We start from the raw sequence: 24,930 nt of genomic DNA on the forward strand, positions 1-24,930 counted from the left end.
GTGGACCCCGTCAGGCGTCGCGGACCAGGTTGACGGCCTCTTGGAGGGAGAGGTCGCGGCCGGAGGCGTACGCCCTCGCGTACGCCTCCTCGGAAGACAGCACTTCCCGCACAGCCGCCTCCGCGGCCACCCGCGACTCGCGCTCGACGGGGTGCGGGAAGTGCCCCTCCGGAAGCTGCGACAGACCGTCGTAGGCACCCACCAGCGACCCGGCCTCCTCGCCACGGCCGAGCGCGGCCAACGCCTGGGCGGCGCTCAGCAACTGACTCAGCGTCAGGTGGGGGGTGACCGCCTCCGCCATCAGATCGCGGGTCTTGACGATGGACCTGCGCAGCTTGGCCAGCGCCTCGTCGGGCTTGCCCTCGACGACGTACGACCAGGCCAGGATCCCCTCGATCATCCCCGCGAACAGCTGCGGCACCCGGTCGGCGAACTCCTCCTCCAGCGGGCACAGCAGCTCCCTGGCCCGCACGGGCTCCCCCTGCCGGATGAGGTACACGGCGTACTGGACGGCCGCGAAGTTGGGGCCGTCGCCATGTACGTGCTCGGACTCCTCGATCGCCTCCCGCATCAACCGCACGCCCTCCAGGGCGAGTTCCGGGTCGTCCAGCTCCACCAGCACCGAGCCGAGCCGGGACTTGAGCTGCGGCACCTGGCTGTGGGCGCCCAGTTGCTCGGCCCGCGTGATGGCCAGCCTGCACGCTTCGGCAGCACGGGCGAACTCTCCGCGTGCCGTGAGCGCCTCGGCGCGGCCGGAAAGCGCCTCGGCCTCGCCCCAGGCGTCCCCCAGCCTGCGGAAGATCTCCAGGCTCTCCGCCGCGTCCGCCGCCGATCTGTCCCAGCTGGCGGGGTGGTCGCTGGTCAGCTTGGCGCGCAGCTGGAGGGCGAAGGCCAGCTCCCACTCGTAGCCCAGCTCACGGCAGCCGGCCACGAACGCGTCGGACAGCTCGGCGAGTTTCCCGAAGTCGCCGGTCATCAGCCACGCGAAGAACCACATACAGCCGGGGAGGCGGCACACCTGCGGCATCCCCGGGGAGTAGACCTGGGTGACGTTGCGCAGTTCGGCCTGCCGCTCCGGGCTCTCCAGACTCTCGACGCCCTCCTCGGCATCGGCCAGCACCATCAGCCGCACCCCGCGCCGGGCCTCCCACAGCTGCTCCTCGCTCATCGGCGGCGGCGTGGCCGTGCACGGCTCGTACAGCGGGGGTGCAGGGCGGAGCGGTGTCGCGAAGGGGTCGGGACCCAGGGCGAGCGCGGCCTCGCTCCAGTTGCGCGAGTCGGCACGGTGCCCGCGCAGCTGCCAGAACCAGGTCATCGACAGGGTCAGACACAGCGCCTCGTGCTCGTCGCGCGCGGCGATCGCCCGGCGCAGCGCGGTGCGGATGTTGTCGTGTTCGCGCTCCAGCCGGTCCAGCCATGTCACCTGCTGGGGTCCGCGCAGCAACGGGTCGGCGTTCCGGGCCAGTTCGCGGTAGACGGTCAGATGGCGGCGCTCGGCGTGCTCCCGTTCACCGGGCACCGCGTCCAGCTTCTCGGCCGCGTACTCGGCGACGGTCTCCAGCAGCCGGTAGCGCATCCCGGCCGCGCCCTCCCCGGGTACGGCCACCACCAGCGACTTGTCGACAAGGGAACTCAGCAGCGCCGCAACATCCTCGGCGTCTCCATCCGTCTCCTCGACGAGATCCGCGCACACCTCCTCGGCCTGCTCCAGCTCGCAGCCGCCCGTGAAGACCGCCAGTCGCCGCAGCACCGCACGCTCCGCCGCATCCAGCAGCTCCCACGACCAGTCCACCACCGCGCGCAGCGTCTGCTGACGGGGCAGGACGGTACGGTTCCCGCTGGTCAGCAGCCGGAACCGGTGGTCGAGGCGGCGCGCGAGCTGGCCGGGCGTCAGCGAGCGCAGCCGGGCCGCCGCCAGCTCGATCGCCAGCGGCAGCCCGTCGAGCCGACGGCAGATCTCCGCGCATGCCTCCGGGTCGTCCTCGATCCGGAAACCGGGCCGCGCCGAGGCGCCCCGCTCGGCAAGGAGCCGTAGCGCCACCGGGTCGGGCAGCGGTTCGACGGGACGCACGAACTCCCCGGGAACCCCGAGCGGTTCGCGGCTGGTCGCGAGCACGGTGACGCCCGGGCACTCCACCAGCAGCGTCTCCACCACCCGGGCCGCCGCGTCGATGAGGTGCTCGCAGTTGTCCAGCACCAGCAGCATCCGGCGGGCCGCACAGCGCTCGGCGAGCTGGGCGAGTGGATTGCCCGCGATGGGATCGGTCGCCGCGCGCAGCCCCTCGGCGGTGGTGCCGGTCAGTACCGTCTCGCGACCGCCGAGCGCGGTGAGCACGGCCTCGGCCGTCGCGCCCTGGTCGTGCGGGTCGCGTACGGCGGCGAGCTCGGCCACCCATACGCCGTCCGCCCACTCCGTGCCCCGCTCGGCGCGCGCCCGGGCCGCCGTCTCCACCGACAGCCGCGTCTTGCCCGCCCCTCCGGGCCCGGTGAGCGTCACCAGCCGCGCCGTGCCGAGCTCCCGGCACAGCGCGTCGATCTCCGCCTCCCGCCCCACGAACGAGGTCACACAGGCACGGAGGTTGCCGGGAGCCCGCCGGAACGGCCGCGGCTCACGGGGAACGGCCACGTGGGCGGCGGCATGCGGTACGGGACGCGTTGCGGCGGACGTCGCCGTGGAGTGCGTCGCGGGCCGTGTGGCAGCGGGGGCGACCGTCTCGTCGGCCAGCAACTCCGCGTGCAGGGCGCGCAGCTCGGTGCTCGGGTCGGTGCCGAGCTGGTCGGTGAGCCGGGTTCTGACCGTTTCGTACGCCGCCAGTGCCTCGGCGGTACGCCCCGCGTCGCGCAGGGCGCGCAGCAGCAGCGCCTGGAGCGGCTCGTTCAGCGGGTGCTCCGCGGCGAGCTGACGCACCGTGGGCAGTACGGATTCGGCCTGGCCCAGCGCGAGCGCTGCCTCGGCCCGGTGGCGGCGTGCGGCCAGTGCGCGGTCGGCGGCGCGGACAGCGGCGGCCCCTCCCCCGTCGGGCAGGTCGGCCAGCGCGGGGCTGCGCCAGAGGCCGAGGGCGGCGTCGAGCAGGTCGGCGGCCTTGACCGGATCGCCGTCCGCGAGGGCTGCCGCGCCCTCGGAGGCCAGCCGCTCGAAGCGGTACAGGTCGATGTCGTCGCGGGTCGCCACCAGCCGGTAGCCGCCCTCGACGGAGCCGACCGCCTCCCGCCCCAGCGACCTGCGCAGCCGCCCGACGAGCGCCTGGAGCGCTGCCGTCTCGTCGGCGGGCGGGTCCTCGTGCTCCGACCACACGGTCGCGGCGAGCTCGCCGGTGTGTACGGCGCGGCCTCCCGCGAGGGCGAGCGCGGTCAGCAGGGCACGCAGCCTTGCTCCGCCGATCGGCACGGTGGTGCCGTCTTCGCGGAGGGCCTGGGTGGTGCCCAGAACGCGGTAGAGGTAGCGCACCCCCACATACTGCCACCGGTCCCGGGCCGCCCCGTCGGCAGTCGGCCACTCCCCGCCGGAACAGCGGGCGGCGCCCCATGCCAGGGTGACCGGCATGACTGCGACACGGAGCACGTCGCTGGTGGGGGCCGTTGGCTACGCGGGATCACTCGCCCTGCTGCCTTGGACGCTGGGGGCGTTGGTGAACTCGCAGTTCTCCTCCCCGGAGGCCCTGCAGTCCTGGGGGACCCTGGTGGGCGGAGCCGGCACGGCCGCCCCGGTCTTTCCCGGCGGGCTGTTGTTCCCCTGGGCCACCGCGTTCCCGGCAGCCTGTCTTGTGACGGTGCTCGTACTGCGCCGGGCCCGGCCCACCTCCTCCCGGCCGCTCGCCGCCGCTGCGGACACCACGGCGTACGCAGTGGTGCTCGGCGTGACGGCGGTGACGGGAGCGGCCGTGCAGGGCTACGGGCAGCCCGTGGACCTGGGCTTCGCCGAGCTGATCACGGCGCTGTTCACGCTTCAGTTCCCGGGCTGCTTCGCCCTCTCCCTGGCGCTCTCCAAGCCGCTGCTGGGAATGGACCGGCCGGTGTTCGACTGAGCCTCGCCGCGCGGCACCGAGCCGGCGCCGGCCGGGCAACGGAACGGGCCGGGGTCACGGCTTTCCGTGTCCCCGGCCCGGGCGTTTCTACCGCAGGTCAGCCGTGGTGGTAGTGGGGGTGGCAGTGCTTGCCGCGGACCCACTTGGGGGTGTTCGCCCAGCCGGAGACGCCGTGCTTGGGCACGCACACGACCTTCTTGTGGTGCTTGCCGTGGTGGCCCTTGCGGGTCTCGATGGTGAACGTTCCGCGGATGAGGCCCTTGCGCGGCGCGTTGATGGCCTTGCAGTGGCCGATGCCGACCGCGGCCTTGTGGTGCTTCACCAGCTTGTCGCAGATGTAACCGCGCTTGTGGTGGTGGCCGCCGCTCGGCCCGTCACCGGCGACCGCCGACACCGGCGCCATGCCCACCAGAGCGGTCGCCATCGCCGCCACCACGGACAGGGCCCGTACGCGGCGGGTCGTTTCGGACTTCCTCATACTGTGGTCCTTTCGCTTTCCCAGTCTGCTCCGCCTCCACCGGCGGAAGTTCGGGGGATGTGCAGTCGCACACATTCAGCAGAGCAGGCGAGTCGGGCTGCGGCGCCGATACATGACGCCAAGTCACCCGTTGAGCGAGTCCGGACCACCCTCTCGGTCGCATACGCGCGAGGCGGCAGCGCTGCCCGCTACGGGAGCGGCCCGGCCCCCGCGGCTTCGCGCATGGCGCGCACCGCCGCCCTGACCGCCGGACGGTTCAGGAGACAGTCGCGGGTGACGGCGAACAGGCGGCGGGTGGGGACGGGCACCAGCGGGCGCAGCACCGCCCCCGCGGGCAGCGGACCCCGCCCCAGGTGGGGCAGCAGGGCGATGCCCAGGCCCTCCGCCACGAGGGCCACCTGGGTCTGGAACTCGGCCACGTAGTAGGCGACGTCCGGTTCCTGGCCCGCGGTCCGCAGCGTCGTGTGCAGCCAGTCGTGGCAGACCGTGCCGGGCGGCTGGCACACCCATCGTTGGCCGGCCAGGTCCGCCGTGACGAGCTTGTCGCGTGCGGCGAGCGGATGTCCGGCGGGCACCAGCACCTCGCAGGTGTCCTCGCCCAGCGGGATGCTGCGCACTCCCTCCGGGGCCGGCATCGGCGTGATGTCCCAGTCGTGGGCGAGGGCCAGGTCGATCTCTCCCCTGGCCACCAGCCCCACCGACAGATGCGGGTCGACCTCCGACATCCGCAGGTCCAGTTGCGGGTGGTCGGCGGCGAGTCCGGCCAGCACGCGGGGCATCAGACCGCGGGCCCCGCTGGGGAACGCGGCGAGCCGCAGCCGGCCCTCCGGACGGCCCTTGCGCTCCTCCAGCGCGACCTCCGCCCGCTCGGCGAGGCTGAGCATCTCCTCCGCCGTACGGACGAGCATCAGCGCGTCGTCCGTCAGCGCGATGCCGCGCCCCTGCCGCTCCAGCAGGGTGGTGCCGGTCTCCCGCTCCAGCTTGGCGATCTGCTGGGAGACGGCGGAAGGGGTGTAGCCGAGCGCCTGCGCGGCGCCGCCCACCGAACCGTGCAGCTGGACTGCGTGCAGGGCGCGCAGCCTGGACAGGTCGAGCATGCTTCGTTCCTCGCTCCTCGTTCTCCCCAGCCCGCGGTCGCTCCCGCCGGACAGTTCTCAGCCAGGACACTTCAGTATTGCTGAATCCAACCATGCAGGAATCCGTGCTGGTGCTGAACGGTTCGGCCGACGACGATCAAAGGCATGCGTCTGCGTCCCCTTCATGTCGCCCTCGCGGTGCTCGTCACCGCCATCTGGGGCTTCAACTTCGTCGTCATCGAGCTCGGGCTGCGGCACTTCCCGCCGCTGCTGTTCTCCGCCCTGCGCTTCCTCGTCGCCGCGCTGCCCGCCGTCTTCTTCGTCCGCCGCCCCCGGGTGGCGCTGCGCTGGGTCGTGGGGGTCGGACTGATGCTGGGCGTGGCGAAGTTCGGGCTGCTGTTCCTCGGCATGCACCAGGGGATGCCCGCCGGGCTCTCCTCGCTCGTCCTCCAGGTGCAGGCGGTCTTCACGGCGGTGTTCGCCGCGGTGACGCTGGGCGAACGGCTCGGCCGCGTACAGCTGACCGGGATGACCGTGGCGCTGGCCGGGATAGCGGTGGCCGCCGTCGGCCAGGGCGCCTCAGGGCCGCTGGGGGCTTTCCTCCTCGTCATCGCCGCCGCGGCGGCCTGGGGCGTCTCCAATGTGCTGACCCGCAAGGCCGCGCCGCCGGACGCACTGTCGTGGATGGTGTGGGTCTGTCTCGTCCCGCCGCTGCCGCTGTTCGTCCTCTCCCTGCTGTTCGAGGGGCCCTCCGCCGATCTGGCCGCGCTGCGCTCCCTCGATCTGGGCGGTCTGAGTGCCATCTGCTTCATCGCCTGGGTCGCCACGCTGTTCGGCTTCGGTGCCTGGGGCTTCCTGCTGCGGCAGTACGACGCCTCGTCGGTCGCTCCCTTCACGCTGCTGGTGCCGGTGTTCGGTATGACCTCCGCAGCGCTGCTGCTCGGCGAGGGCATCACCGCGCTGGACGCCCTCGCCGCCGCGCTGCTGATCGGGGGCGTCACGCTGGTCTCCCTGGCGGGCGGGCGCCGGGCCGGGAGGGGGCCGGTGCCGGCCCCGGCGGTGGAGGGGGCGGCGCCGGTGGCTGAGGGGGCGGGCTCGCGGGGCTGACGGCGTGGTGCCGATACGAGCAAGGCAGGCCACTACGGGCCAATGGCGCGCCGGCGTACCAACGTCCCGTATCGTGCGCGCGGTTCGCGGGGTGCGGGGCGCTGCGGGTACGGTCTGGCTCCATGACCAGCGCAGCCACCCACCCGGACCATCACCGGATCAGCCCGGTCTTCCTCGGACTCGTCGCGATCATGGCCGTCTCCGGCTGGGCCGTATGGTCCGGCTGGGCCGAGGTGACGGGCGTGGCCGTCTTCTTCTTCGTCGTCTCCGGATGGATCGTCTCGCTGTGCCTGCACGAGTACGCGCACGCACGGTCCGCGCTGGGCGCGGGGGACGTGTCCGTGGGGGCGAAGGGGTATCTCACGCTGAACCCCCTGCACTACACCCATGCGATGCTCAGCATCGTGCTGCCGGTGATCTTCGTCGTCCTCGGCGGCATCGGACTGCCCGGCGGGGCGGTCTACATCGAACGGGGCCGGATCAGGGGGCGCTGGAAGCACAGTGTGATCTCGGCGGCGGGACCGCTGACGAACGCGCTGTTCGCGGCCGTGCTCACGGCGCCGTTCTGGCTCGACGCGATGCGCGACGTGCCCGTCGCCTTCCGCAGCGCCCTCGCCTTCCTCGCGCTGCTCCAGGTGACGGCCGCGCTGCTGAACCTGCTGCCGGTGCCGGGGCTCGACGGCTTCGGCATACTCGAACCCTGGCTGTCACCGCGGGCCCGGCAGCAGGCGGAGCCGTTTGCTCCGTTCGGCCTGCTGATCGTTTTCGGCTGCCTGTGGATCCCGCAGGTCAACGAGGTCTTCTGGGACTTCATCGATGCCCTGCTGCGCGGCATGAACGTCTCCGAGCTGGAGACCTACCTCGGCCTCGAATACTTCCGCTTCTGGGAGGGCGAGCCCCAGAACGTCCTGCTCCCATGAGGGCCGTCGCGTGCGCGCGTCCCGGGCGCTGCGGGGGCGGAGCCCCGACGTCCGGTTACTCGGCGGTCCGGGCCGTACGGCGGTGGTAGTACCAGGCCATGTTGGAGGTCAGGCCCGCCAGCAGTACCCATACGATGCCGAGCCAGCTGCCGTTCGCGAAGGAGACCACGGCTGCGACGACGGCGAGGACGCAGATGACGGTCGCGTAGAGGGCGAGGCCCTTGGGGATGCGGCGGGTGGCGGCTGACATGGCTCGGTCTCCAACGAGAGGGGCGGTGCGCTGTGTGCACCGGTCATTCTCCCTCACGCCTCCCGGCGTGCGGCGCGGCGCCCGTACACCACGTCGACGACGGCCACCACCAGCGCGCCCGCGACGAAGCACACGGCGGTGAGCAGGCCGTAGTCCAGCGCGGTCGCCCAGTTGTGGCTGCTGGCGAGCCAGGCGAAGAACACGGCGCCCACGGCGGCGATCCCGGCGGCGGAGCCGATCCGCTGGGCGGTCTGGATCACACCACCGGCGGCGCCGCCCTGGGCGACCGGTACGGAGCGCAGCGCGAGGGTCTGGTTGGGGGCGATGACCAGCCCGGAGCCGAGGCCCGCGCACAGCATGGGTCCGATCAGTGCCCAGCCCACGCTGCTGTTCTGCACCTCGTGCACGGCCAGCGCCGCGCCCGCGAGGCCGACCAGGACGAGCACCAGGCCGACGGCGATCAGCGGGCGGCCCACCCGGGTGATGAACCGGCCGCCCACGGCGGAGGAGACCGCCGAGCCGAGGGCGAAGGGGGTCAGGGTGAGTCCGGCCTGCAGCGCGCTGTAGCGCATCCCGTTCTGCAGGAAGAGCGTGAAGATGAAGAAGATCGTGGTGAACCCGGCGAAGTAGACCAGCCCCAGCAGCGCTCCCAGCGAGTACGAACGGTCCCGGAAAAGCCGCAGGTCGACCAGGGGTTCGTTGCCGCGGCGCAGATAGCACCGCTCCCACCACACGAAGGCACCGATCAGCACCGCACCCAGCAGCACCAGCAGCCATTTGCCCTGGCCGGGCCACTGCCGTTCCTCCACCAGCGGCAGCATCACGGAGAACACCCCGGCGCCCAGCAGCAGCACACCGGCCGGATCGAGGGTGCGCCGGTGCTCGGTGTCGCGCTCGGCGCACGCGCGGGGGACCAGGCGCAGGGCGAGGAGAAAGGCGATGATGCCGATGGGCAGGTTGACGAAGAAGACCCAGCGCCAGCCCTCCTCGGCGCCGAAGATCTGGATGAGCAGCCCGCCCAGCAGCGGGCCGACCGCGGTCGACAGGCCGATGGTGGAGCCGAGCATTCCGAACGCCTTGCCGCGTTCGGCACCGCGGAACAACTGCTGGATCATGCCGGAGATCTGCGGCATCACCAGTCCACCGCCCACGCCCTGGAGCAGCCGGGCGCCCACCAGCCACCCGGCTCCCTGGGCGAAGCCGCAGGCCATGGAGGCGACGACGAACAGGACCAGGCCGCCGAGGAACGCGGTGCGCCTGCCCAACGCGTCGCCGATCCGCCCTGAGGGGACGAGGACGAGGCCGAAGGTGAGGGCGTAGCCGGACACCACCCAGGAGAGCGCGGACTCCGAGGCACCCAGCCCTTTCTCGATGGCGGGCAGCGCGACGTTCACGATGGAGACGTCCAGCAGGGACATGAAGCCGACGAGGAGACACACCGACAGGGCCTTCCAGCGCCGTGGGTCCGGCGTGTACGCGTCCTCGTCCGACGTCGCCCCGGCCCGCCCGGCGGGTGCGGGCTGCTGTGCCATCACCCCATGATGGCCGCGGCGTGCGTGGCCCGCATGTCTTGCGCACCCAGCATCGGCCCTGGAAGGGGCGCGGCACAAAAGGAGGGGCGGACCTGGCGGCACAAAGGAGGAGCGGAGCAGAGTACGCCGGGCACGGCTAACCGCGGCTCCGGGCCTGGCCCGCCAGCCGCCGAGCCAGCGCGGTGACCTGGCTGCGGGAGAGCCCTCGCGTTCGGTGCTCGGCGACGCTGACGACGAGGGCGAGATCGCCCTTGCCGGTGACCGGCAGCCGGACCGCGGCGACGTTACCGCTGGAGGTGAGCAGCGGCTCGCCGGGCTTCGCCCGCTGCGCCCGGACCGCGTATGTGCGCAGCTCGTCCATGGAGATCGCGGCGTCGTGCTGGATCTGCGGCAGCAGCACATCGACGGCGGTGTCCTTGGTGACGGCGACGGTGAACAGGCGTACCCGCTCCTTGCCGAGGCGGTAGCCGCAGTCGACCAGTGCGCCGTCGACCCGGGCCAGCGGTGAGCCGTCGTCGTCGGGCAGCTCGCCCTCGACGGAGCCGGCGTGCACGGCACCGGCGCCGTGCACACCGGCGGCCCGCGCCGCACCGGCCAGGTCGTAGGGCACGGGGCAGTCGGCACCGGGCCCGGCCGCCATCCGCTTGACGGTGGCCATCCGCTTGACGGCGGCCACGCTCAGCGGCGCGGGCTGGTGCTGCTTGCCCCGGCCGCTGCCCTCGCTGTCGTCCCCGGCGTGCTGCGAGCAGCTGGCGAGCACCGCCGCCACCACGACGGCGACCGTCCAGCCGCCGCCGGGGATCTTCCGCTCCCCCACCGTGTGCTGCCGCCCCGTCCCTCGGCCGCCGGTCTCAGATGTCGGTGAGGCGGATACCCGCGTGCGCCTTGTAGCGCCGGTTGACGGAGATGAGGTTGGCGACCAGCGACTCCACCTGGTGCGCGTTGCGCAGCCGTCCGGCGAAGACACCGCGCATACCGGGGATACGGGCCGCCAGCGCCTGCACGATCTCGCAGTCGGCGCGTACCTCGCCCAGCACCATCACATCCGTCTCGATCTCCTCGACCTCCGGGTCGGAGAGCAGTACGGCGGACAGATGGTGGAAGGCGGCCGTCACCCGCGACTCGGGCAGCAGGGCCGCGGCCTGCTCGGCGGCGCTGCCCTCCTCGGGCACCAGCGCGTAGGCGCCCTTCTTGTCGAAGCCGAGCGGATTGACGCAGTCCACGACGAGCTTGCCCGCCAGCTCCTCGCGCAGCGACTCGATCGTCTTGGCGTGCCCCTCCCACGGGACGGCGACGATCACGATGTCGGAGTCACGGGCGCACTCGGCGTTGTCCGCGCCCCGCACCCCGTGCCCGATCTCCTCGGCGGCCTGCTGCGCCCGTTCGGCGGCCCGCGACCCGATGGTGACGGCCATCCCCCCACGCGCGAGCCGGTACGCCAGCCCCCGCCCCTGGTCCCCGGTCCCCCCGAGCACCCCGACCCGCATCCCGGACACATCCGGCAGCTCCCAGGGGTCCTTCTTGGGCGCACTGGCATTGGCGGAAGAGGCAGCAGAAGTCATACGCCGCATCCTGCCATCCGGCGGCCCCCGTCGCCGCTGTCGGCCGACGTGAAGGCGATCACTACCGGGCGGTCAGGTACAGCTGGTCGGCGAGTGTCGCCTGCAGCTCAACTCGTCTCGCATCTGAGCTTCTTCACGACCTTGGCCATGACCACCTGGGCAAGTTCGCCGAACACTTTGTGCCCTCGCTCAGGGTCATCGTTAAGCGGAGTGTCGTCGGCGTAGATGTCGATGAGATATCTGGTGAATGACGCGTCATCATCCCCGCGCGGACGAGGGCAGTCGATTGCGGCGACTGCCCCGTTCTGCCACGTGGACACGTCATAGGTGCCTGGGTATTTCTTTGGCTTGTCCCGAGTGTTGTGCCATTTGATCGCCTCAGCGGGCGTCGAGGGAGCAGCTTTGTCGTTCACCTCTGCCCATCCCCCCGAAATGGAAACCGTATGATCCCCGTCTACGAAATAGTCACAGCCCTGCACAGCCACCCTCATACTCCCCAGATTTTCGCGATCGTCATCCCGACGAATCTTCTCACCCGGCCCGAACAACGGAGCATAACTTTTCTCCGGGATCGACAACCCGCACAAACCCTGAGGGACACGGTACTTACGTTCTGGCGCCTTACTGCACGACGTAAGCATCATCGCAAAACAGACCAGGAAGACGAGCACCTCGGAACGCCTCACACCACGCGCCACACTTTTCAATCGCACATCCTATCCCGTGGGCCCTGTGCTTCCATGGGAGCGTGAAGTACCTGAACCATCCTGAAAACCGGCAATGGATTCAGTTCGCACGCCAGCTTCTACCCCCTTACGAATATCCGAATCCAATCCAGCCGCTCGACTCGAGCTTTCCGCCAATTCCCGGTAGAACTCTCGAGTCTGATTTTGAGTCTCCGTGAAGCTATATTTCCCCTTACCCTCTGCCTTGGCGGCTTCCTCCGGTACATCCTTCTTGATCTGCTCCATGACGGCTGCATTCAGGTCCTCCCGAGCCCATCCCGCCGGAGGACTGACCTGTACTGCTCCAAATTCTCCGGCTCCCAGACCCACAAATCGGTTTACCCATTTGCTGGCCTCGTCCGCCTTCTTGTTGTAGTCGCCGGCCTCAGCAACTTTGTCTTCGTACAGCGCATCCGCCTTCGCTTCGCTGAGGATCCCTGATACATAGGCGCCACCGGCAACCGCATCGCCTGCATAGTCGCGAGCATCGCTCTCGTCAGCCCCCGGCGGAAGGTTATTGATCACCTGCTGAAGATGGTCAGCGGTATACAGCTGCTGCGAAGCCTTGACGACCCCGTAGCCGTAAGGGTCCCGGCCAACCTGACTCAGATACTCATGGAGAGAACCCGAATCGAAATCGGCGGCATGCCCACGGACCGGCAGGGATTTGTCGCCGTAGGTTTCCCGTTGGACGTCACCGGGATAATCCGCGATCATCTCTCCGAGCGTGCGGCGGAAACCAACGAAATCCTCACCCTTGGCGATCGGTGATACTTCGTCCTTTCCAGGCATATAGCCGAACACCCGCACAGCCTCCTCCATCACCCCTGCGTTGGCTGCGGAATGATCTGGTGGCGTCGCGGAGGCGACCGAGTCGGGGAGGCGCCCCGTCGCCCCCGCCTTCAGCGCGGCCTCGAAGCCTTCCCGAGCGTGCTCGTCAAGCTCATCGTTTTCGTTATGGACATCAGTGTCGACGATCTTCCAGTCCCGATCCTTGACAAGGTATTCGAGACGGTCATTCTTTTCAACCTTGTCATCGCCCGGGTCTGCATCTGAGGCCGGATCCAAATATCCGGCCGCGATATCCGGGTCCTTGGAGATGATTTTCAGAATCTCGTCATAGGGATCGTTCGCGAAACGTCCACCCGCCATTTCGGGAAGACCGCTACCGTTCGGAGCGCTCTTCCCGAAGCCAGCATGGTCCCAAATATTTGGGTCCTTTTCTTCGGTCGACCGGATGTCATCGCCCAGGTCATAGAGCATCTGCGGAGAATAGCCGTCGCCGTGTTTCATCAGTGTGGCGAGGCTTTGATAGCCGCGGCCGTAGGACGAACTGCTACCGATCCCGTTCGCCTCCCGCAACTCGGTCGACCACTCCTCGGCTCCAGCCTTACGCATTCCCTTGCGCCACTCGCCGTAGAAGGCACCGTCCTTGCTTTTCAGCCAAGCAGCATACTTGTTACCGTATTCCGGGGAACTCAATGCGATCTTCTTGCCGTCGCCGTCCCGGAAAACCGGCACCTTGGTAGCTGTCGCCAAGGAGTTGGCGAGCGATTTTTCCATGCCCAGGTACTGCGACTCATGCCCCTTGTCGGTGCGATAAGCCAGGGCGTTCAAGTGGTTCGTGGCGTCGATCAGGCCCTGCGGTCCGAGGGAGTCGAGCATGATGCGGGTGAAATATTTGTCATCCGCGTTCTCGCGGAGTATCACCTGGAGCTCGTGGCGTTCGCCGGCGCTCAGGCCACCGCCTTCCTTCAGGGAGTCAAGGCGGCCGGCCAAATCCGCTGACCGCTTGGCGGTGTACTTCTCGACGTCGCCAACCGCCTTGCTGTTGAAGCCACCCGATTCGCCCTTGCCGTCCGTGTCCTTTGCCGCGGCCTTGAGTGCCAGCATGTTGTCGTAGTCGACGTCGTCGACGTGTTTGACCGCCTCCTGGATACGGCGGTTCCATTTGGCTTCGGCGTCCATGCGGCCGGGGTCGTGCAGGGCACCTTTCGCTTCCTCGTCCGTCATCTCACTGGTGTCGAGGTTGCATTTGCCGTACTCATCCACCTTCATGCCGCCTTCGTGGATGGCTTGGTCGCGAACCTTTTTCAGGTGGTTCCGCGCCTCGACAAGGCGACGGTGCGTGTCGTCCAGCAGTGCGGCGATCCTGGTCGCCTGGCTTTTCGCTGCGGAGAGCTCGTGGAGGGTGATGTCCGACGACGTCCAGAAGGCGGTCGCAGACTCACCCGCCCAGCCGGTGAGCTTCTTGCGCACGTGGTCGCGGTAGTTGTCCCGCAGCGTGCCGCACCGCTTCGCCATCGCTCGCCAGTTCTTGGCCGTCTCCGTGAGGGCGGAGAAATTGGCGCGCATGATGTCGTGGTAGGTCAGCTCCATGGCAAGCCGCCCCTCACAGCTCGTTGATGCGGCTGCTGCCGGACGGAGAGGTCAGGCTGTTGAAGCCCCGGACGCGGTCGAGCTCCTGGTTCTGGAAGGAGGTCTTCGTCGCGTGGAGGGCGTGCATCTCGCTTCTGAGTCGGCCGGTGACTTTCTTCCACGCCTCGTCCCACCGCTCCAGGCAGAAATCGAGCCCCTTCCGCGTGTCCCAGCCCCGCAGCTCGCCCGGCGTGGTGTTGCTGCTGCCGAAGACACTCGTCGACGCCGTCACGGCTTGCCCGCCCTCGCGTACGGCGTCCGGGCCGAGGTCCGTCTCGATGTAGCGCGCAGCCGCTCGCTTGTCCGCCGGTGTCACCGACAGGTCCGCGTCGCCCCTCCCCTTCCCCCCGGGACTGTGCGGTGCTCCGTCGAGTTGCATACGGGCGGACGTGCCCGCGTGGCTCCGCTCTTCCTCGAAGGACAATGCCTTCCCCCCTGCGTTCGGTGAACTCGATCCCCGGTGTTGTCCCCACTCCACAGCCCGCTGTGCGGCGTGTGCGGACTGTAACAAAGCGAACACTTTACCTTCCGCACGCTCTGCGAAGTCAACTTCCGTGCGGCTCAGCGCCGTTGCCTGGCCGCCTCGTACAGGACCGCTGTCGCGGCGTTGGCGGCGTTGAGGGAGGAGGCGGTGCCGTGCATGGGGATGTGGACGGTGTGGTCGCAGCGTTGGCGCCAGGTGGTGCTGAGGCCGGAGGTCTCGTTGCCGATGAGGAGGAGGACGGGGCCGGTCAGGTCGGCGTCGAAGAGGGCGATGTCACCGTGTTCGTCGGTGCCGACGACGGTGATGCCGTGGCCGGACAGCCAGTCGTCGACCTGGCGTGGGGAGGGGACGCGGACGGCGGGGAGGGCGAAGAGGGAACCGGTGCTGGCACGTACGGATTTGGGGTCGTAGACGTCGGCGGCGTGCCCGGTGACGATCAGCCCGTCGGCACCGAAGGCGTCGGCGGAGCGGATGAGGGTGCCGATGTTGCCGGGGCTGGTCGGGCGGTCGAAGAGGACTCCGAGGAAGGCCGGGCCGACGGGGATGCGGGACAGATCGTCCTCGGGCAGCCGGGCCACCGCCACCAGTTCGGTGTCCCCCTCCGTGCGCTCGCTCAGCTCGGCAAGGAGTTCGGGCGCCATGGCGATGCGCTCGCCGGGCGCGGGCGAGTCGAGCAGTGCGCGGGCCCAGTCCGACAGCCGGCGGCCCTCGGCGTACAGCAGGGCGCTGATCGGCCAGCCGCCTTCGACGGCGAGCGTGATCGGGCGTACTCCCTGGACCAGGAACTCCCCCGCGCGCTGCCGCTTGCTGCGGTTGGTCAGCAGGGCCTGCCACTGCTGGAAGCGGGCGTTGCGGGTGGTGATGCGGTGAGTCCGCCGCGTCTGTGGAACCTGGGGCATTCGGTCGAGAGTAGCGGGGGTCAGGCGAGCTCCGTCACCGGGATACGGCGGAAGGTGAGCGTCTCGTAGGCGCTGCCCTCGCCCGTCTCGTAGAGGAGGCCCACGGCGTCCTCGTCCACGCGTACCAGATCGGAGTAGGCGGCGCGCCGCTCGTCCACGGCGTGTGCCTCGCGCCAGGTGGCGCCGCCGTCCGTGCTGGCCCGTACGGACATGCGGTAGCGGGTGTCGGGGCGTGAGGGTGCGGAGAAGAGGAGGACGTCGGGGTCGCGGAGCTGGAGGACGGAGGCTTGGACGACCGGCGCTGTGAGGCCGTCCTGGGGGCTGAAGGGGGCTGTGAGGGTTTCGCCGCCGTCGGTGGAGCGGGCTTCGGCGCGGTGGGCGGGGGCGTCGGAGTCGTTGCGGGTGTTGAAGTAGACGGTGCCGTCGGGGAGTTCGGCGGCGGTGGTCTCGTTGACGTTGATCCAGCCGTCCGGGTTGTCGTCCACATAGCCGATGCGCCAGTTGGCGCCGCCGTCGTCGCTGAGCAGGTCGTGGCCGCCGTTGTAGCGGCCCTCGGTGCCGTCGTCGCCGGGCGCGGTGGGCGGGGTGGAGTGGTTGGCGGGGACCAGGATCCGGCCGGAGGCCAGCTGGAGGGCGTGCCCCGGCGTGGTGGCGTACCAGCGCCAGTCGGCGTGCTTGACCGTGGCGGTGATCTCGCGGGGCGCGCTCCACGAGGCGCCGTGGTCGTCGCTGAACTGCACCCAGACGCGGCGTCCTTCGGCCTCGTCGACCTCGCCGCGGCGGATGCGTTCCTCGGTGGCGTCGGCCGCGCTGCGTACGAAGACGAGGAGGATGCGGCCGTCGGCGAGGGTGACCGGGGCCGGGTTGCCCGCCGTGCCCTTGACCGCGCCGTCGCCGTCCTCGTCGCTGTAGCGGGCCACGACGGTCAGGGGGCCCCAGTTGCGGCCCCCGTCCGTGGAGCGTTTGAGGACGAGGTCGATGGCTCCGCTGTCCTCGACGGAGTCGACCCGGCCCTCGGCGAAGGCGAGCAGGGCGCCGTCGGATGCGCGGACGGCGGCGGGGATCCGGAAGCTGGCGTAGCCCTCGCTCCCGGCACGGAACGGTACGGAACTCTCGTACGGCATCGAGCGATTCCCAACTGCCGGAGGTAGAACGTCCCTTGTCCTGGGGCGCACGGTAGGCAGCCCGCAGAGAGCCGTCAAGAAGGTGCGGCGTGAACGAGCGAGCGGAACGAGGGCCCGCAACGGGGCGGGAACGCGCGGCACAAAGGCGTCGAGGGTGTGCTGATTCTTCACCTGGCAGTGCACCATGTGGAGATCTTGAGACGAGTGGGCCCTCAAGTGGCGGATGGCTGCACCGGCGTGTTTCGCTCTTCGGGCAGTCGGGCGGAACGACCGCTACCGGTTCCGAATTCGTCCGGTTTTCCGGGTGTGCCCGTGCCCGACTGATGAGCGCCCCGATCGGCATTTCGCGCCGCCTGGGGCGAGTCCCCCTCATAATCCCGAAAGCAATGAAGGGAAGCGCATTTATGCGTCACCAGATCGAGACCGCTGAGCTTGCCGACGCCGAGCTGGACGCCGTTTCCGGCGGCGTTGTCAGCGAGCAGCTCCACACCGTCGCCGGCACCGTGGGCGGCGTCGAGGGCGTTGCCGGCGGCGTTACCGACGGCGTCGTGCCCGGCCTCAGCACCCAGGGTCTCCCCAGCGTCGGCGTCTCCGCCGGCGCCCAGTCCTGAGCAACTGCCCAGGATTCCAGGTGTCATTGACTGACTGTTCACGTCGTTGACTGACACTTTCTCCGCGCCATCCCGGAACTGCTCGCAATTCCTCTGGCGCGGGGACCAGGCATAAGCCCCGGAACTTTGTTCCGGGGCTTATGTGTTACGGTCATGCGCCGTTGCCGCCACATGGGTGACGGACCGCAGGCCAAAGCGTGAAGGAAAGGTAAGGAAAGGTGACGTGGAGTTCCGGCAAAAGGCGCTTGCCAAGCTGCAATCGCCCGAAGAACTCGACGTTCCGGTACGTTTTGCACGGCCGCAGGGCCTTCTCGTACTCGTCGTCACACTTGTGGTGATGGCGGCGGGCTGCGTCTGGGCCGTCACCGGCACGGTGTCCTCCAAGCTCACCGCGCCCGGCGTCCTCACCCATACGGGGGGCAGCTACCTCCTCCAGAGCCCCGTCGCGGGGCAGGTGACCGCCGTGCACGCCAAGCCGGGGCAGCAGGTCGAGAAGGACGCGCCCGTGGTGAGCGTGCGTACCGACCGGGGCCTGCGGGCGGTGCGCGCGGTGGCACACGGCCGGGTCAGCTCCCTGGCGGCCGAGGTCGGCTCGGTGGTCACCACCGGAGCGGATGTGGCGACCGTGGAGCGCATCAAGAGCAACGACGATCCGCTGGTGGCGATGGTCTACGTCCCGGCGGACAAGGGCGGGACGTTGCGGGTGGGCGCGACCGTGGACCTGACCGTCGGCTCCGTGTCCACGGACCGGTACGGGCTGCTGCGCGGCACCGTGCAGAGCGTCGGGCAGGCCCCGCAGACCCGGCAGCAGATCAGCGGCTTCCTGGGAGACAAGGACTTGGCACAGCAGTTCACCCGCCAGGGCCGGCCGCTGGCGGTCCAGGTGCGGCTCAAGCGCTCGTCGGCCACCAAGTCCGGGTACGTCTGGTCCCGCGAGGGAGGGCCGCCGTCCGCGCCGGAGTCCGCGACGCCGGTGAGCGGCGCCGTCCACCTCGCCGCACAGCGGCCCGTCGACTGGCTGCTGCCGTGACCGCACAGCAGCCACAGCAGCAGCACCGCCGTCGGCACCGCTCCCGCCCGGCCCCCGCCCCCACCCCCACCGCGCACAGGCCGAAGGGCGGATCCAGAGCAGGAACCAGAGCAGGAACCAAGGCCGGGCCCAAGGCGCCCAAACGCGGCTACAAGAGCGTGCGTACCCCCACCGTGCTCCAGATGGAGGCCGTCGAGTGCGGTGCAGCCGCGCTCGCCATGGTGCTGGCCCATTACGGGCGGCACGTACCGCTGGAGGAGCTGCGTATCGCCTGCGGCGTCTCCCGGGACGGCTCACGGGCCAGCAGCCTGCTGAAAGCGGCCCGCGGCTACGGACTGACGGCCAAGGGCATGCAGATGGAGCCCGCGGCACTGGCCGAGGTACGCGCACCGGCCGTCCTGTTCTGGGAGTTCAACCACTACGTCGTCTTCGACGGCCTCGGCCGCCGCTTCGGCCGCCGCGGCGTACACATCAACGACCCGGCGCGGGGGCGCAGGTTCGTGCCCATGGAGGAGTTCGACACCTCCTTCACCGGTGTGGTGCTGACCTTCGCCCCGTCCGAGGACTTCCGGCGCGGCGGCAGCAGGCCGAGCGTCACCGGGGCGCTGCCCGCGCGGCTGCGCGGCACCTCGGGCGCGATGCTGGCGGCGCTGGTGGCCAGCTTCCTGCTGGTGGTCGTCGGCGCCTCGGTGCCCGCGCTGAGCCGCACCTACATCGACACCTTCGTCTTCGGCGGGCAGGACTCGCTGCTGGACGTGCTGTTCGCGGCGATGGGCGCCGCCGTGCTGCTCACCGGGGTACTGACCGCGCTCCAGCAGGGCAATCTGCTGCACGCCCGGCTCATCTCCTCCACGCTCAGCAGCGCCCGGTTCCTGCGGCATCTGCTGCGGCTGCCGGTCACCTTCTTCTCACAGCGCAACCCGGCCGATCTCGTACAGCGCCTGCAGTCCAACGACACGGTGGCCGAGACGCTGGCCAGGGACCTGGCGGCGGCGGGCGTGGACGCGGTGGTCGTCATCGGCTATGCGGTGCTGCTGTGGACCTACGATCCGCAACTCACCCTGGTGGGCGTGGGGATCGCGCTGCTGAACGTGGTGGCGATGCGGGTGGTGATCCGGCTGCGGGCCACCGGGACGCAGAAGCTGCGCGCCGACCGGGCCAAGCTCACCAACACCTCCTACAGCGGCCTCCAGCTCATCGAGACGATGAAGGCGACGGGCGGCGAGAACGGGTACTTCCGCCGCTGGGCGGGCCAGCACGCCACCACCCTCGACGTACAGCAGCGGCTCGGGGTGCCGAGCGCCGCGCTGGCGGTCGTCGCGCCGACGCTGGCCACCCTCAACAGCGCCATGATCCTGCTGATCGGCGGGACGCGCGCGGTGGAGGGCGCCATCACGGCGGGGCTGCTGGTCGCCTTCCAGGCGCTGGTCACCAGCTTCACCGCGCCGCTGACCCGGCTGAACTCGGTGGCGGGCCGCATCCAGGACTTCGCCGCGGACGTCACCCGGCTCAAGGACGTGGAGACCTTCCCCGCCGACCCGCTCTACACCCGTCGCGAACCGCCCGCCAGCACCCGGCGGCTGGCCGGGCACGTGACACTGGAGAACGTCACCTTCGGCTACAACCCGCTGGACAAGCCGCTGCTCACCGGGCTGTCGCTGGCCGTGGGGCCGGGGCAGCAGATCGCGCTGGTCGGCGGCTCCGGCAGCGGCAAGTCCACCGTCTCCCGGCTGCTCGCGGGCCTGTACACGCCCTGGGAGGGGGTCATCCGCATCGACGGGCAGCGGCTGGAGGACCTGCCGCGCGGCGCGCTGGCGGCCTCCGTCTCCTTCGTCGACCAGGACGTGTTCCTCTTCGAGGGCACCGTGCGGGACAACGTGGCGCTGTGGGACCCGTCCATCTCCGACGAGGCGGTGGAGGAGGCGCTGCGGGACGCGGCGCTGTACGAGGATGTCGCGCGGCGCCCCGGTGGCCTGCACAGCCGCGTCGAGCAGGACGGCCGCAACTTCTCCGGCGGCCAGCGGCAGCGCCTGGAGATCGCCCGCGCGCTGGTACGGCGGCCCAGCATCCTGGTGCTCGACGAGGTGACCAGCGCGCTGGACGCCGAGACCGAGGCGGTCATCATCGACAATCTGCGGCGCCGCGGCTGCGCCTGTGTGGTGATCGCGCACCGGCTGAGCACCGTACGGGACAGCGACGAGATCGTGGTACTGGACCGCGGCACCGTCGTGGAGCGGGGGCGGCACGAGCAACTGCTCGCCGCGCAGGGCCCGTACGCCCGACTGGTCAAGGAGCACTGAGGAACTTCAGGTGACGTACGCGCATCCGCCCCAGGGCGTGCAGCCCGCTCATCCCGCGCGCGACGTGGTGGTCGCCCACTTCGGGCAGCTCGGCGAGGCGGTGACCCACGCGCCGGGCAGCGGACTGGCCCTGGAGGGGCCGCAGGTGCTGTGGCTGGTCGCCGAGGGCGCGATGGACGTGTTCGCGGTGGACGCCGCGGGGCAGGGCCACTGGCACTTCCTGGGCCGGCTGGAGGCGGGCACCCTGCTGCTCGGCCCCGTCCAGGGCCCCCGGCACACCCTGGTCGGACGCCCCGTGCGGGGCGGAGTGCTGCGCCGGATACCGCTGTGGGAGCTGTTCCGGCAACCCGCGCAAGGCGGCTACGGCGACGCGGGGGCGTACGACACGGGGGGCTATCCCGTGTACGACACCGGCTCCTATCCGGCGTACGACACCGGCTCGCACCCGGCGTACGACACCGGCTCGTACCCCGCGTACGACACCGGCTCGCACCCCGCGTACGGCGGGCAGGCCGACCCCTGGGGGCAGGGGGCCGCGGTCGGGCCGCTGGAGGACGCGTTCGCGCGGGGCGTAGGGCGCGGGCTGCGGGTGCTGTTCGAGGCGCCGTTGGACGGGCAGCCCGGACACGAGGGGCACGGGGGCCACGAGGCGCCCGCGACCGACGACGACATCCTGTGGATGCCTATAGCGCCGGGCAGCGTGCGGTACGGCAGCTCGGTCGAGCTGCTGATCGACGGTACGACCTGGCAGCTCATGGTCGACCAGCTCGCCCGGCTGCTGTTCACCCTGGACCGCTGGATCGAGCGGCTGGAGCGCGCCCACGAGGACCGTACGGCGGCGGGCATGGAGGCGGGCGAGACCGTCCGTGCCGAGGCCGACGAGGCGCTGCTCGCGGCGATCGACAAGTCCACGCGCAGCGGCGCCGGAGGGCAGGGCTCGGACGACAGCACGGTCGCCGTGTGCCGCGCGGTCGCCGAGGCGGCCGGAGTCACGCTGCGGCTGCCCCCGGAAGGGTTCACCTCCGACGACCGGATGGACCCCGTCGAACGCCTCGCTCTCACTTCAGGGCTGCGCACCCGTCCGGTGAAGCTGTCGGGCGACTGGTGGAAGGAGAACACCGGCCCCCTGGTGGGCTACCGCGCCGCAAGCGGTGCGCCGGTGGCGCTGCTGTGGCGGCGCGGCCGGTACGAGGCGGTACAGCCCGGCAGCGGCAGCCGGTGGCGGCTCGGCAACGCCAACGCCGGCACTCTCGCCCCCCGCGCCGTGATGTTCTACCGGCCGCTGCCCGAACAGCCGCTGTCCGCCCGGCGCCTGCTGCGCTTCGCACTGCACGGTGCCCGCGGGGACCTGCTCACCCTCATGCTGAGCGGGCTCGTCGCGGTCGGCCTCGGCGCGCTGGTGCCGGTGGCCACCGGGCAGGTGCTCGGCGAGTACGTGCCCAACGCCGAGACGGGCCTCATCGTGCAGGCCGCCGCGGCGATCGTGGGCACGGCCGTGATGGCGGCGGCGTTCATGCTGCTGCAGAACACCGCGCTGCTGCGGCTGGAGGGACGCATCGAGGCCAGTCTGCAACCGGCGGTGTGGGACCGGCTGCTGCGGCTGCCGACGCGGTTCTTCGCCCAGCGCTCCACCGGGGAGCTGGCCAGCGCCGCCATGGGAGTCAGCGCCATCAGACGGGTGCTGTCGGGGATCAGCTCGATCGTCGTACAGTCCGGCACGGTTGCCGCGGTCAACCTGGTGCTGCTGCTCGCCTACAGCGTGCCCCTCGCCCTTGCGGCGCTCGGCGTGCTGGCGGTGGTCGCAACGGTGTTCGCCGCCACCGGGCTGTGGCAGCTGCGCTGGCAGCGGCGTCTGGTCAAGCTCAACAACAAGCTGAACAACCAGGCGTTCCAAACCCTGCGCGGGCTGCCGAAGCTACGCGTCGCGGCGGCCGAGTCCTTCGCGTACGCGGACTGGGCCAAGGAGTTCGCCCGCAGCCGGGAGCTGCAGCGGCGCGCCGGGCGCATCCGCAATCTGAGCACGGTCGTCAACGCCGTCTATCTGCCGCTGGCGACGCTGCTGCTGTTCGTCCTGCTGGCCGGTCCCGCACGGGGCGCGCTCTCCCCGAGCGGGTTCCTCACCTTCACCACGGCCATGACGATGCTGCTGACGTCCGTCACCCAGCTGACCAACGCGCTCATCTCGTGCGCCGCCGTGCTGCCGATGTACGAGCAGATCAAGCCGGTGCTGCACGAGCTGCCCGAGGTGCGGGGCGGCAGCGTGCAGCCGGGCAGACTTTCGGGCGCCCTGGAGGCGCGGGACGTCACCTTCCGCTACTCCGAGGACGGGCCGCTGGTGCTGGACGGCGTCTCCTTCCGGATCGAGCCCGGGGAGTTCGTGGCGATCGTGGGGGCGAGCGGTTGCGGCAAGTCGACGCTGCTGCGGCTGCTGATCGGCTTCGACCGGCCCACCTCGGGCGAGGTCCGCTACGACGGGCAGGACCTCGCGGCCCTCGACCAGGCGTCGGTGCGCCGCCAGTGCGGCGTCGTGCTCCAGAACGCCCAGCCGCACGCCGGGTCCATCCTGGAGTGCATCTGCGGAGCGGAGACCTTCCCGCTGGAGGAGGTGTGGGAGGCGGCGCGGATGGCGGGGGTGGCCGACGACATCAAGGCCATGCCCATGGGCATGCACACCATGCTCTCCGACGGCGGCGGCACCGTCTCCGGCGGCCAGCGGCAGCGCCTGATGATCGCCCAGGCGCTGGTGCGCCGCCCCCGGCTGCTCTTCTTCGACGAGGCGACCAGCGCGCTGGACAACGAGACGCAGCGGGTGGTCACCGAGTCCACCCGGGAGCTCCGCGCCACCCGGGTCGTCATCGCCCACCGGCTGTCCACCGTTCTGGACGCGGACCGGGTCATCGTCATGTCCGAGGGCCGCGTCGTGCAGCAGGGCGCCCCTGCGACGCTGCTGGCCGACACGGGAGGGCTCTTCCACGAACTGGTCCGCCGCCAGCGGTAGATGTGGCGGCGCACGTTGTGGTTGCGGCTTGCCTCTTTTCCGCCGGAACCGGCCGGGCCGACCGTGGCCACGACGTTCGGTCGACCCGCACTATCGTAGGGAGAAACGGTCAAACGAAAGGGATACCGCCGTGCGCGAGGGGGCTGCCGTGAGGCGGGAGAGGGTGCTGGAGGCGGTCCGTACGCGGGGCGAGGTGCGGGTGACACAGCTGGCCGCCGAGCTGGATGTGTCGGTGGTGACGCTGCGCCGCGACGTGGAAGAGCTGGCGCGGCTGGGGCAGTTGCGGCGGGGGCACGGGGTGGCGCGCTCGCTCTCGCCGGTGCCGGCGCAGCACGACGCCTCGGCGCCGGCCGTGGGGCTGATCGTTCCGGAGAACCACTCCTATCTGTTCGAGGCGGTGCACGGCGCACGGGCCGCACTGGAGGCGGCCGGTGTCCGGATGGCCCTGCACATCGCCCCGCACCAGCCCGGCGCCGAACAGGCGATGGCCCGGCAGGCGGTGCAGCAGGGAGTGCGCGGACTGCTGGTCTCGCCGCGCTGGCACACCGCCGACTCCGCGGTGCAGGACGAGGAATGGCTGGCCGAACTCGCCGTCCCCGCCGTCCTGATGGAGCGCCGCCCTCCCTGTGGCTCGCCGCTGCACGCCCATGACTCGGTTCGCAGCGACCACTGGTACGGCGCCCATCTCGCGCTGGACCACCTGGTGTCGCTGGGTCACCGCCGCATCGTGCTCGCTGCCCGGGACGACAGCCCCACGGCGCGTACGCTCCGGGCCGCGTTCGCGCAGATCGCGAACGGGCGGGAGGAGGTGGCCCGATGGGCGGTGGTGCTCAGCGCGGGCCAGGGCGAGGGCGCGGAACGGCGCCCGGAGTCGGTCGTCGATCTGCCCGCGGTGCTGCGTGAGCACGGGGCGACGGCCGCCGTACTGCACGCGGACGTGGACGCGCTGATGCTGGTGCAGCAGTTGCGTGAGCAGGGCGTACGGGTGCCGGAGGACTGTTCGGTGGTGGCGTACGACGATGTGGTGGCGGCGCTGGGCAGTCCGCCGCTGACGGCCGTCGCGCCGCCGAAGGAGGAGATCGGCCGGGCGGCTGCCGAGCTGCTGCTGCGCCGGCTGCACCATCCGCGGGGCGCGGCGCCGGAGGCGGTACGCCGGATCGAGCTGTTGCCGGAGCTCAAGGTGCGGGGCTCCACGGCGGAGGTCGCGCCGTGACGGATGCGGGCTGACCGATGAGGACCGACAGCTGACCTGCGGGGGCCGCGAGCTGCCTCTCCCCGGGAGGCCAACTCCCGCCCTCGCACGATCGTTTGACCGTTTTATTTTCTCCTGATCGATCCATTGACCCTCTTCGTTCGAGCGATCAGGATGCGGATGTCCCCCTCCCGTGAAG

General features: G+C 70.6%; 20 protein-coding genes. 8 read left to right on the forward strand and 12 right to left on the reverse strand.

Annotated features, from left to right (window positions below; translation table 11 throughout):
- Positions 1-10: 10 nt before the first annotated feature.
- A complete protein-coding gene (locus tag ACTWP9_RS26940) occupies positions 11-3,544 on the reverse strand; it encodes an AfsR/SARP family transcriptional regulator (protein WP_443248870.1) in 3,534 nt (1,177 codons plus the stop codon).
- Between ACTWP9_RS26940 and ACTWP9_RS26945 the strand changes: the two genes are divergently transcribed.
- The gene (locus ACTWP9_RS26945) at positions 3,543-4,025 is read left to right on the forward strand and encodes a hypothetical protein (protein ID WP_443248871.1); all 483 of its coding nucleotides are present in this window, start codon (positions 3,543-3,545) and stop codon (positions 4,023-4,025) included. The genes ACTWP9_RS26940 and ACTWP9_RS26945 overlap by 2 nt on opposite strands.
- A 97-nt stretch (positions 4,026-4,122) precedes the next feature.
- Here ACTWP9_RS26945 and ACTWP9_RS26950 read toward each other — a convergent pair whose 3' ends face one another.
- Positions 4,123-4,503, reverse strand: a complete 381-nt coding sequence (locus ACTWP9_RS26950; protein ID WP_443248872.1) for a hypothetical protein — start codon at positions 4,501-4,503, stop codon at positions 4,123-4,125.
- A 188-nt stretch (positions 4,504-4,691) separates the two neighbouring features.
- The gene (locus tag ACTWP9_RS26955; protein WP_443248873.1) at positions 4,692-5,600 is read right to left on the reverse strand and encodes a LysR family transcriptional regulator; all 909 of its coding nucleotides are present in this window, start codon (positions 5,598-5,600) and stop codon (positions 4,692-4,694) included.
- A gap of 150 nt (positions 5,601-5,750) precedes the next feature.
- Between ACTWP9_RS26955 and ACTWP9_RS26960 the strand changes: the two genes are divergently transcribed.
- Together ACTWP9_RS26960 and ACTWP9_RS26965 are read left to right on the forward strand one after the other, a co-directional pair.
- Complete coding sequence (locus tag ACTWP9_RS26960; protein WP_443248973.1) at positions 5,751-6,686, forward strand: EamA family transporter; 936 nt, start codon at positions 5,751-5,753, stop codon at positions 6,684-6,686.
- 122 nt (positions 6,687-6,808) lie between these two features.
- Positions 6,809-7,606 carry a site-2 protease family protein gene (locus ACTWP9_RS26965; RefSeq protein ID WP_443248874.1) on the forward strand — a complete coding sequence of 266 codons (798 nt, stop codon included), beginning with the start codon at positions 6,809-6,811 and terminating at the stop codon, positions 7,604-7,606.
- 55 nt (positions 7,607-7,661) lie between these two features.
- Here the strand turns inward: ACTWP9_RS26965 and ACTWP9_RS26970 are convergent, their stop codons facing one another.
- The 9 genes from ACTWP9_RS26970 to ACTWP9_RS27010 form a co-directional block, all read right to left on the reverse strand.
- Positions 7,662-7,856, reverse strand: a complete 195-nt coding sequence (locus ACTWP9_RS26970; protein WP_443248875.1) for a hypothetical protein — start codon at positions 7,854-7,856, stop codon at positions 7,662-7,664.
- Positions 7,857-7,909: 53 nt separating this feature from the next.
- Entirely contained in the window at positions 7,910-9,388 is a 1,479-nt protein-coding gene (locus tag ACTWP9_RS26975; RefSeq protein ID WP_443248876.1) for an MFS transporter, read from the reverse strand.
- Positions 9,389-9,524: 136 nt separating this feature from the next.
- Positions 9,525-10,205, reverse strand: a complete 681-nt coding sequence (locus ACTWP9_RS26980) for a hypothetical protein (RefSeq protein ID WP_443248877.1) — start codon at positions 10,203-10,205, stop codon at positions 9,525-9,527.
- A gap of 34 nt (positions 10,206-10,239) precedes the next feature.
- Positions 10,240-10,950 (reverse strand): NADPH-dependent F420 reductase, encoded by a 711-nt coding sequence (npdG, locus tag ACTWP9_RS26985; protein ID WP_443248878.1) that lies wholly within the window; start codon positions 10,948-10,950, stop codon positions 10,240-10,242.
- 107 nt (positions 10,951-11,057) lie between these two features.
- Positions 11,058-11,621 (reverse strand): hypothetical protein, encoded by a 564-nt coding sequence (locus ACTWP9_RS26990; protein WP_443248879.1) that lies wholly within the window; start codon positions 11,619-11,621, stop codon positions 11,058-11,060.
- Between the two features lie 45 nt (positions 11,622-11,666).
- Complete coding sequence (locus tag ACTWP9_RS26995) at positions 11,667-14,054, reverse strand: hypothetical protein (protein ID WP_443248880.1); 2,388 nt, start codon at positions 14,052-14,054, stop codon at positions 11,667-11,669.
- A 13-nt stretch (positions 14,055-14,067) separates the two neighbouring features.
- A complete protein-coding gene (locus tag ACTWP9_RS27000) occupies positions 14,068-14,472 on the reverse strand; it encodes a hypothetical protein (protein WP_443248881.1) in 405 nt (134 codons plus the stop codon).
- 182 nt (positions 14,473-14,654) lie between these two features.
- On the reverse strand, positions 14,655-15,476 hold the full coding sequence (locus ACTWP9_RS27005; protein WP_443248882.1) for a TrmH family RNA methyltransferase: 822 nt from the start codon (positions 15,474-15,476) through the stop codon (positions 14,655-14,657).
- Between the two features lie 20 nt (positions 15,477-15,496).
- A complete protein-coding gene (locus tag ACTWP9_RS27010; protein WP_443248883.1) occupies positions 15,497-16,600 on the reverse strand; it encodes a sialidase family protein in 1,104 nt (367 codons plus the stop codon).
- Between the two features lie 404 nt (positions 16,601-17,004).
- Between ACTWP9_RS27010 and ACTWP9_RS27015 the strand changes: the two genes are divergently transcribed.
- The 5 genes from ACTWP9_RS27015 (at position 17,005) to ACTWP9_RS27035 (ending at position 24,752) form a co-directional block, all read left to right on the forward strand.
- Positions 17,005-17,211 (forward strand): type A2 lantipeptide, encoded by a 207-nt coding sequence (locus ACTWP9_RS27015; protein WP_443248884.1) that lies wholly within the window; start codon positions 17,005-17,007, stop codon positions 17,209-17,211.
- Positions 17,212-17,434: 223 nt separating this feature from the next.
- Positions 17,435-18,241, forward strand: a complete 807-nt coding sequence (locus ACTWP9_RS27020; RefSeq protein ID WP_443248885.1) for an HlyD family efflux transporter periplasmic adaptor subunit — start codon at positions 17,435-17,437, stop codon at positions 18,239-18,241.
- A gap of 182 nt (positions 18,242-18,423) precedes the next feature.
- The gene (locus ACTWP9_RS27025) at positions 18,424-20,541 is read left to right on the forward strand and encodes an NHLP family bacteriocin export ABC transporter peptidase/permease/ATPase subunit (RefSeq protein WP_443248974.1); all 2,118 of its coding nucleotides are present in this window, start codon (positions 18,424-18,426) and stop codon (positions 20,539-20,541) included.
- Between the two features lie 10 nt (positions 20,542-20,551).
- Positions 20,552-23,539 (forward strand): NHLP bacteriocin export ABC transporter permease/ATPase subunit, encoded by a 2,988-nt coding sequence (locus tag ACTWP9_RS27030; protein WP_443248886.1) that lies wholly within the window; start codon positions 20,552-20,554, stop codon positions 23,537-23,539.
- A gap of 130 nt (positions 23,540-23,669) precedes the next feature.
- Complete coding sequence (locus ACTWP9_RS27035) at positions 23,670-24,752, forward strand: substrate-binding domain-containing protein (RefSeq protein ID WP_443248887.1); 1,083 nt, start codon at positions 23,670-23,672, stop codon at positions 24,750-24,752.
- The last annotated feature ends 178 nt before the right edge of the window (positions 24,753-24,930 follow it).

Origin of the sequence: Streptomyces sp. 3N207, from assembly GCF_052246355.1 — a bacterium.
Classification (GTDB): Bacteria; Actinomycetota; Actinomycetes; order Streptomycetales; family Streptomycetaceae; genus Streptomyces.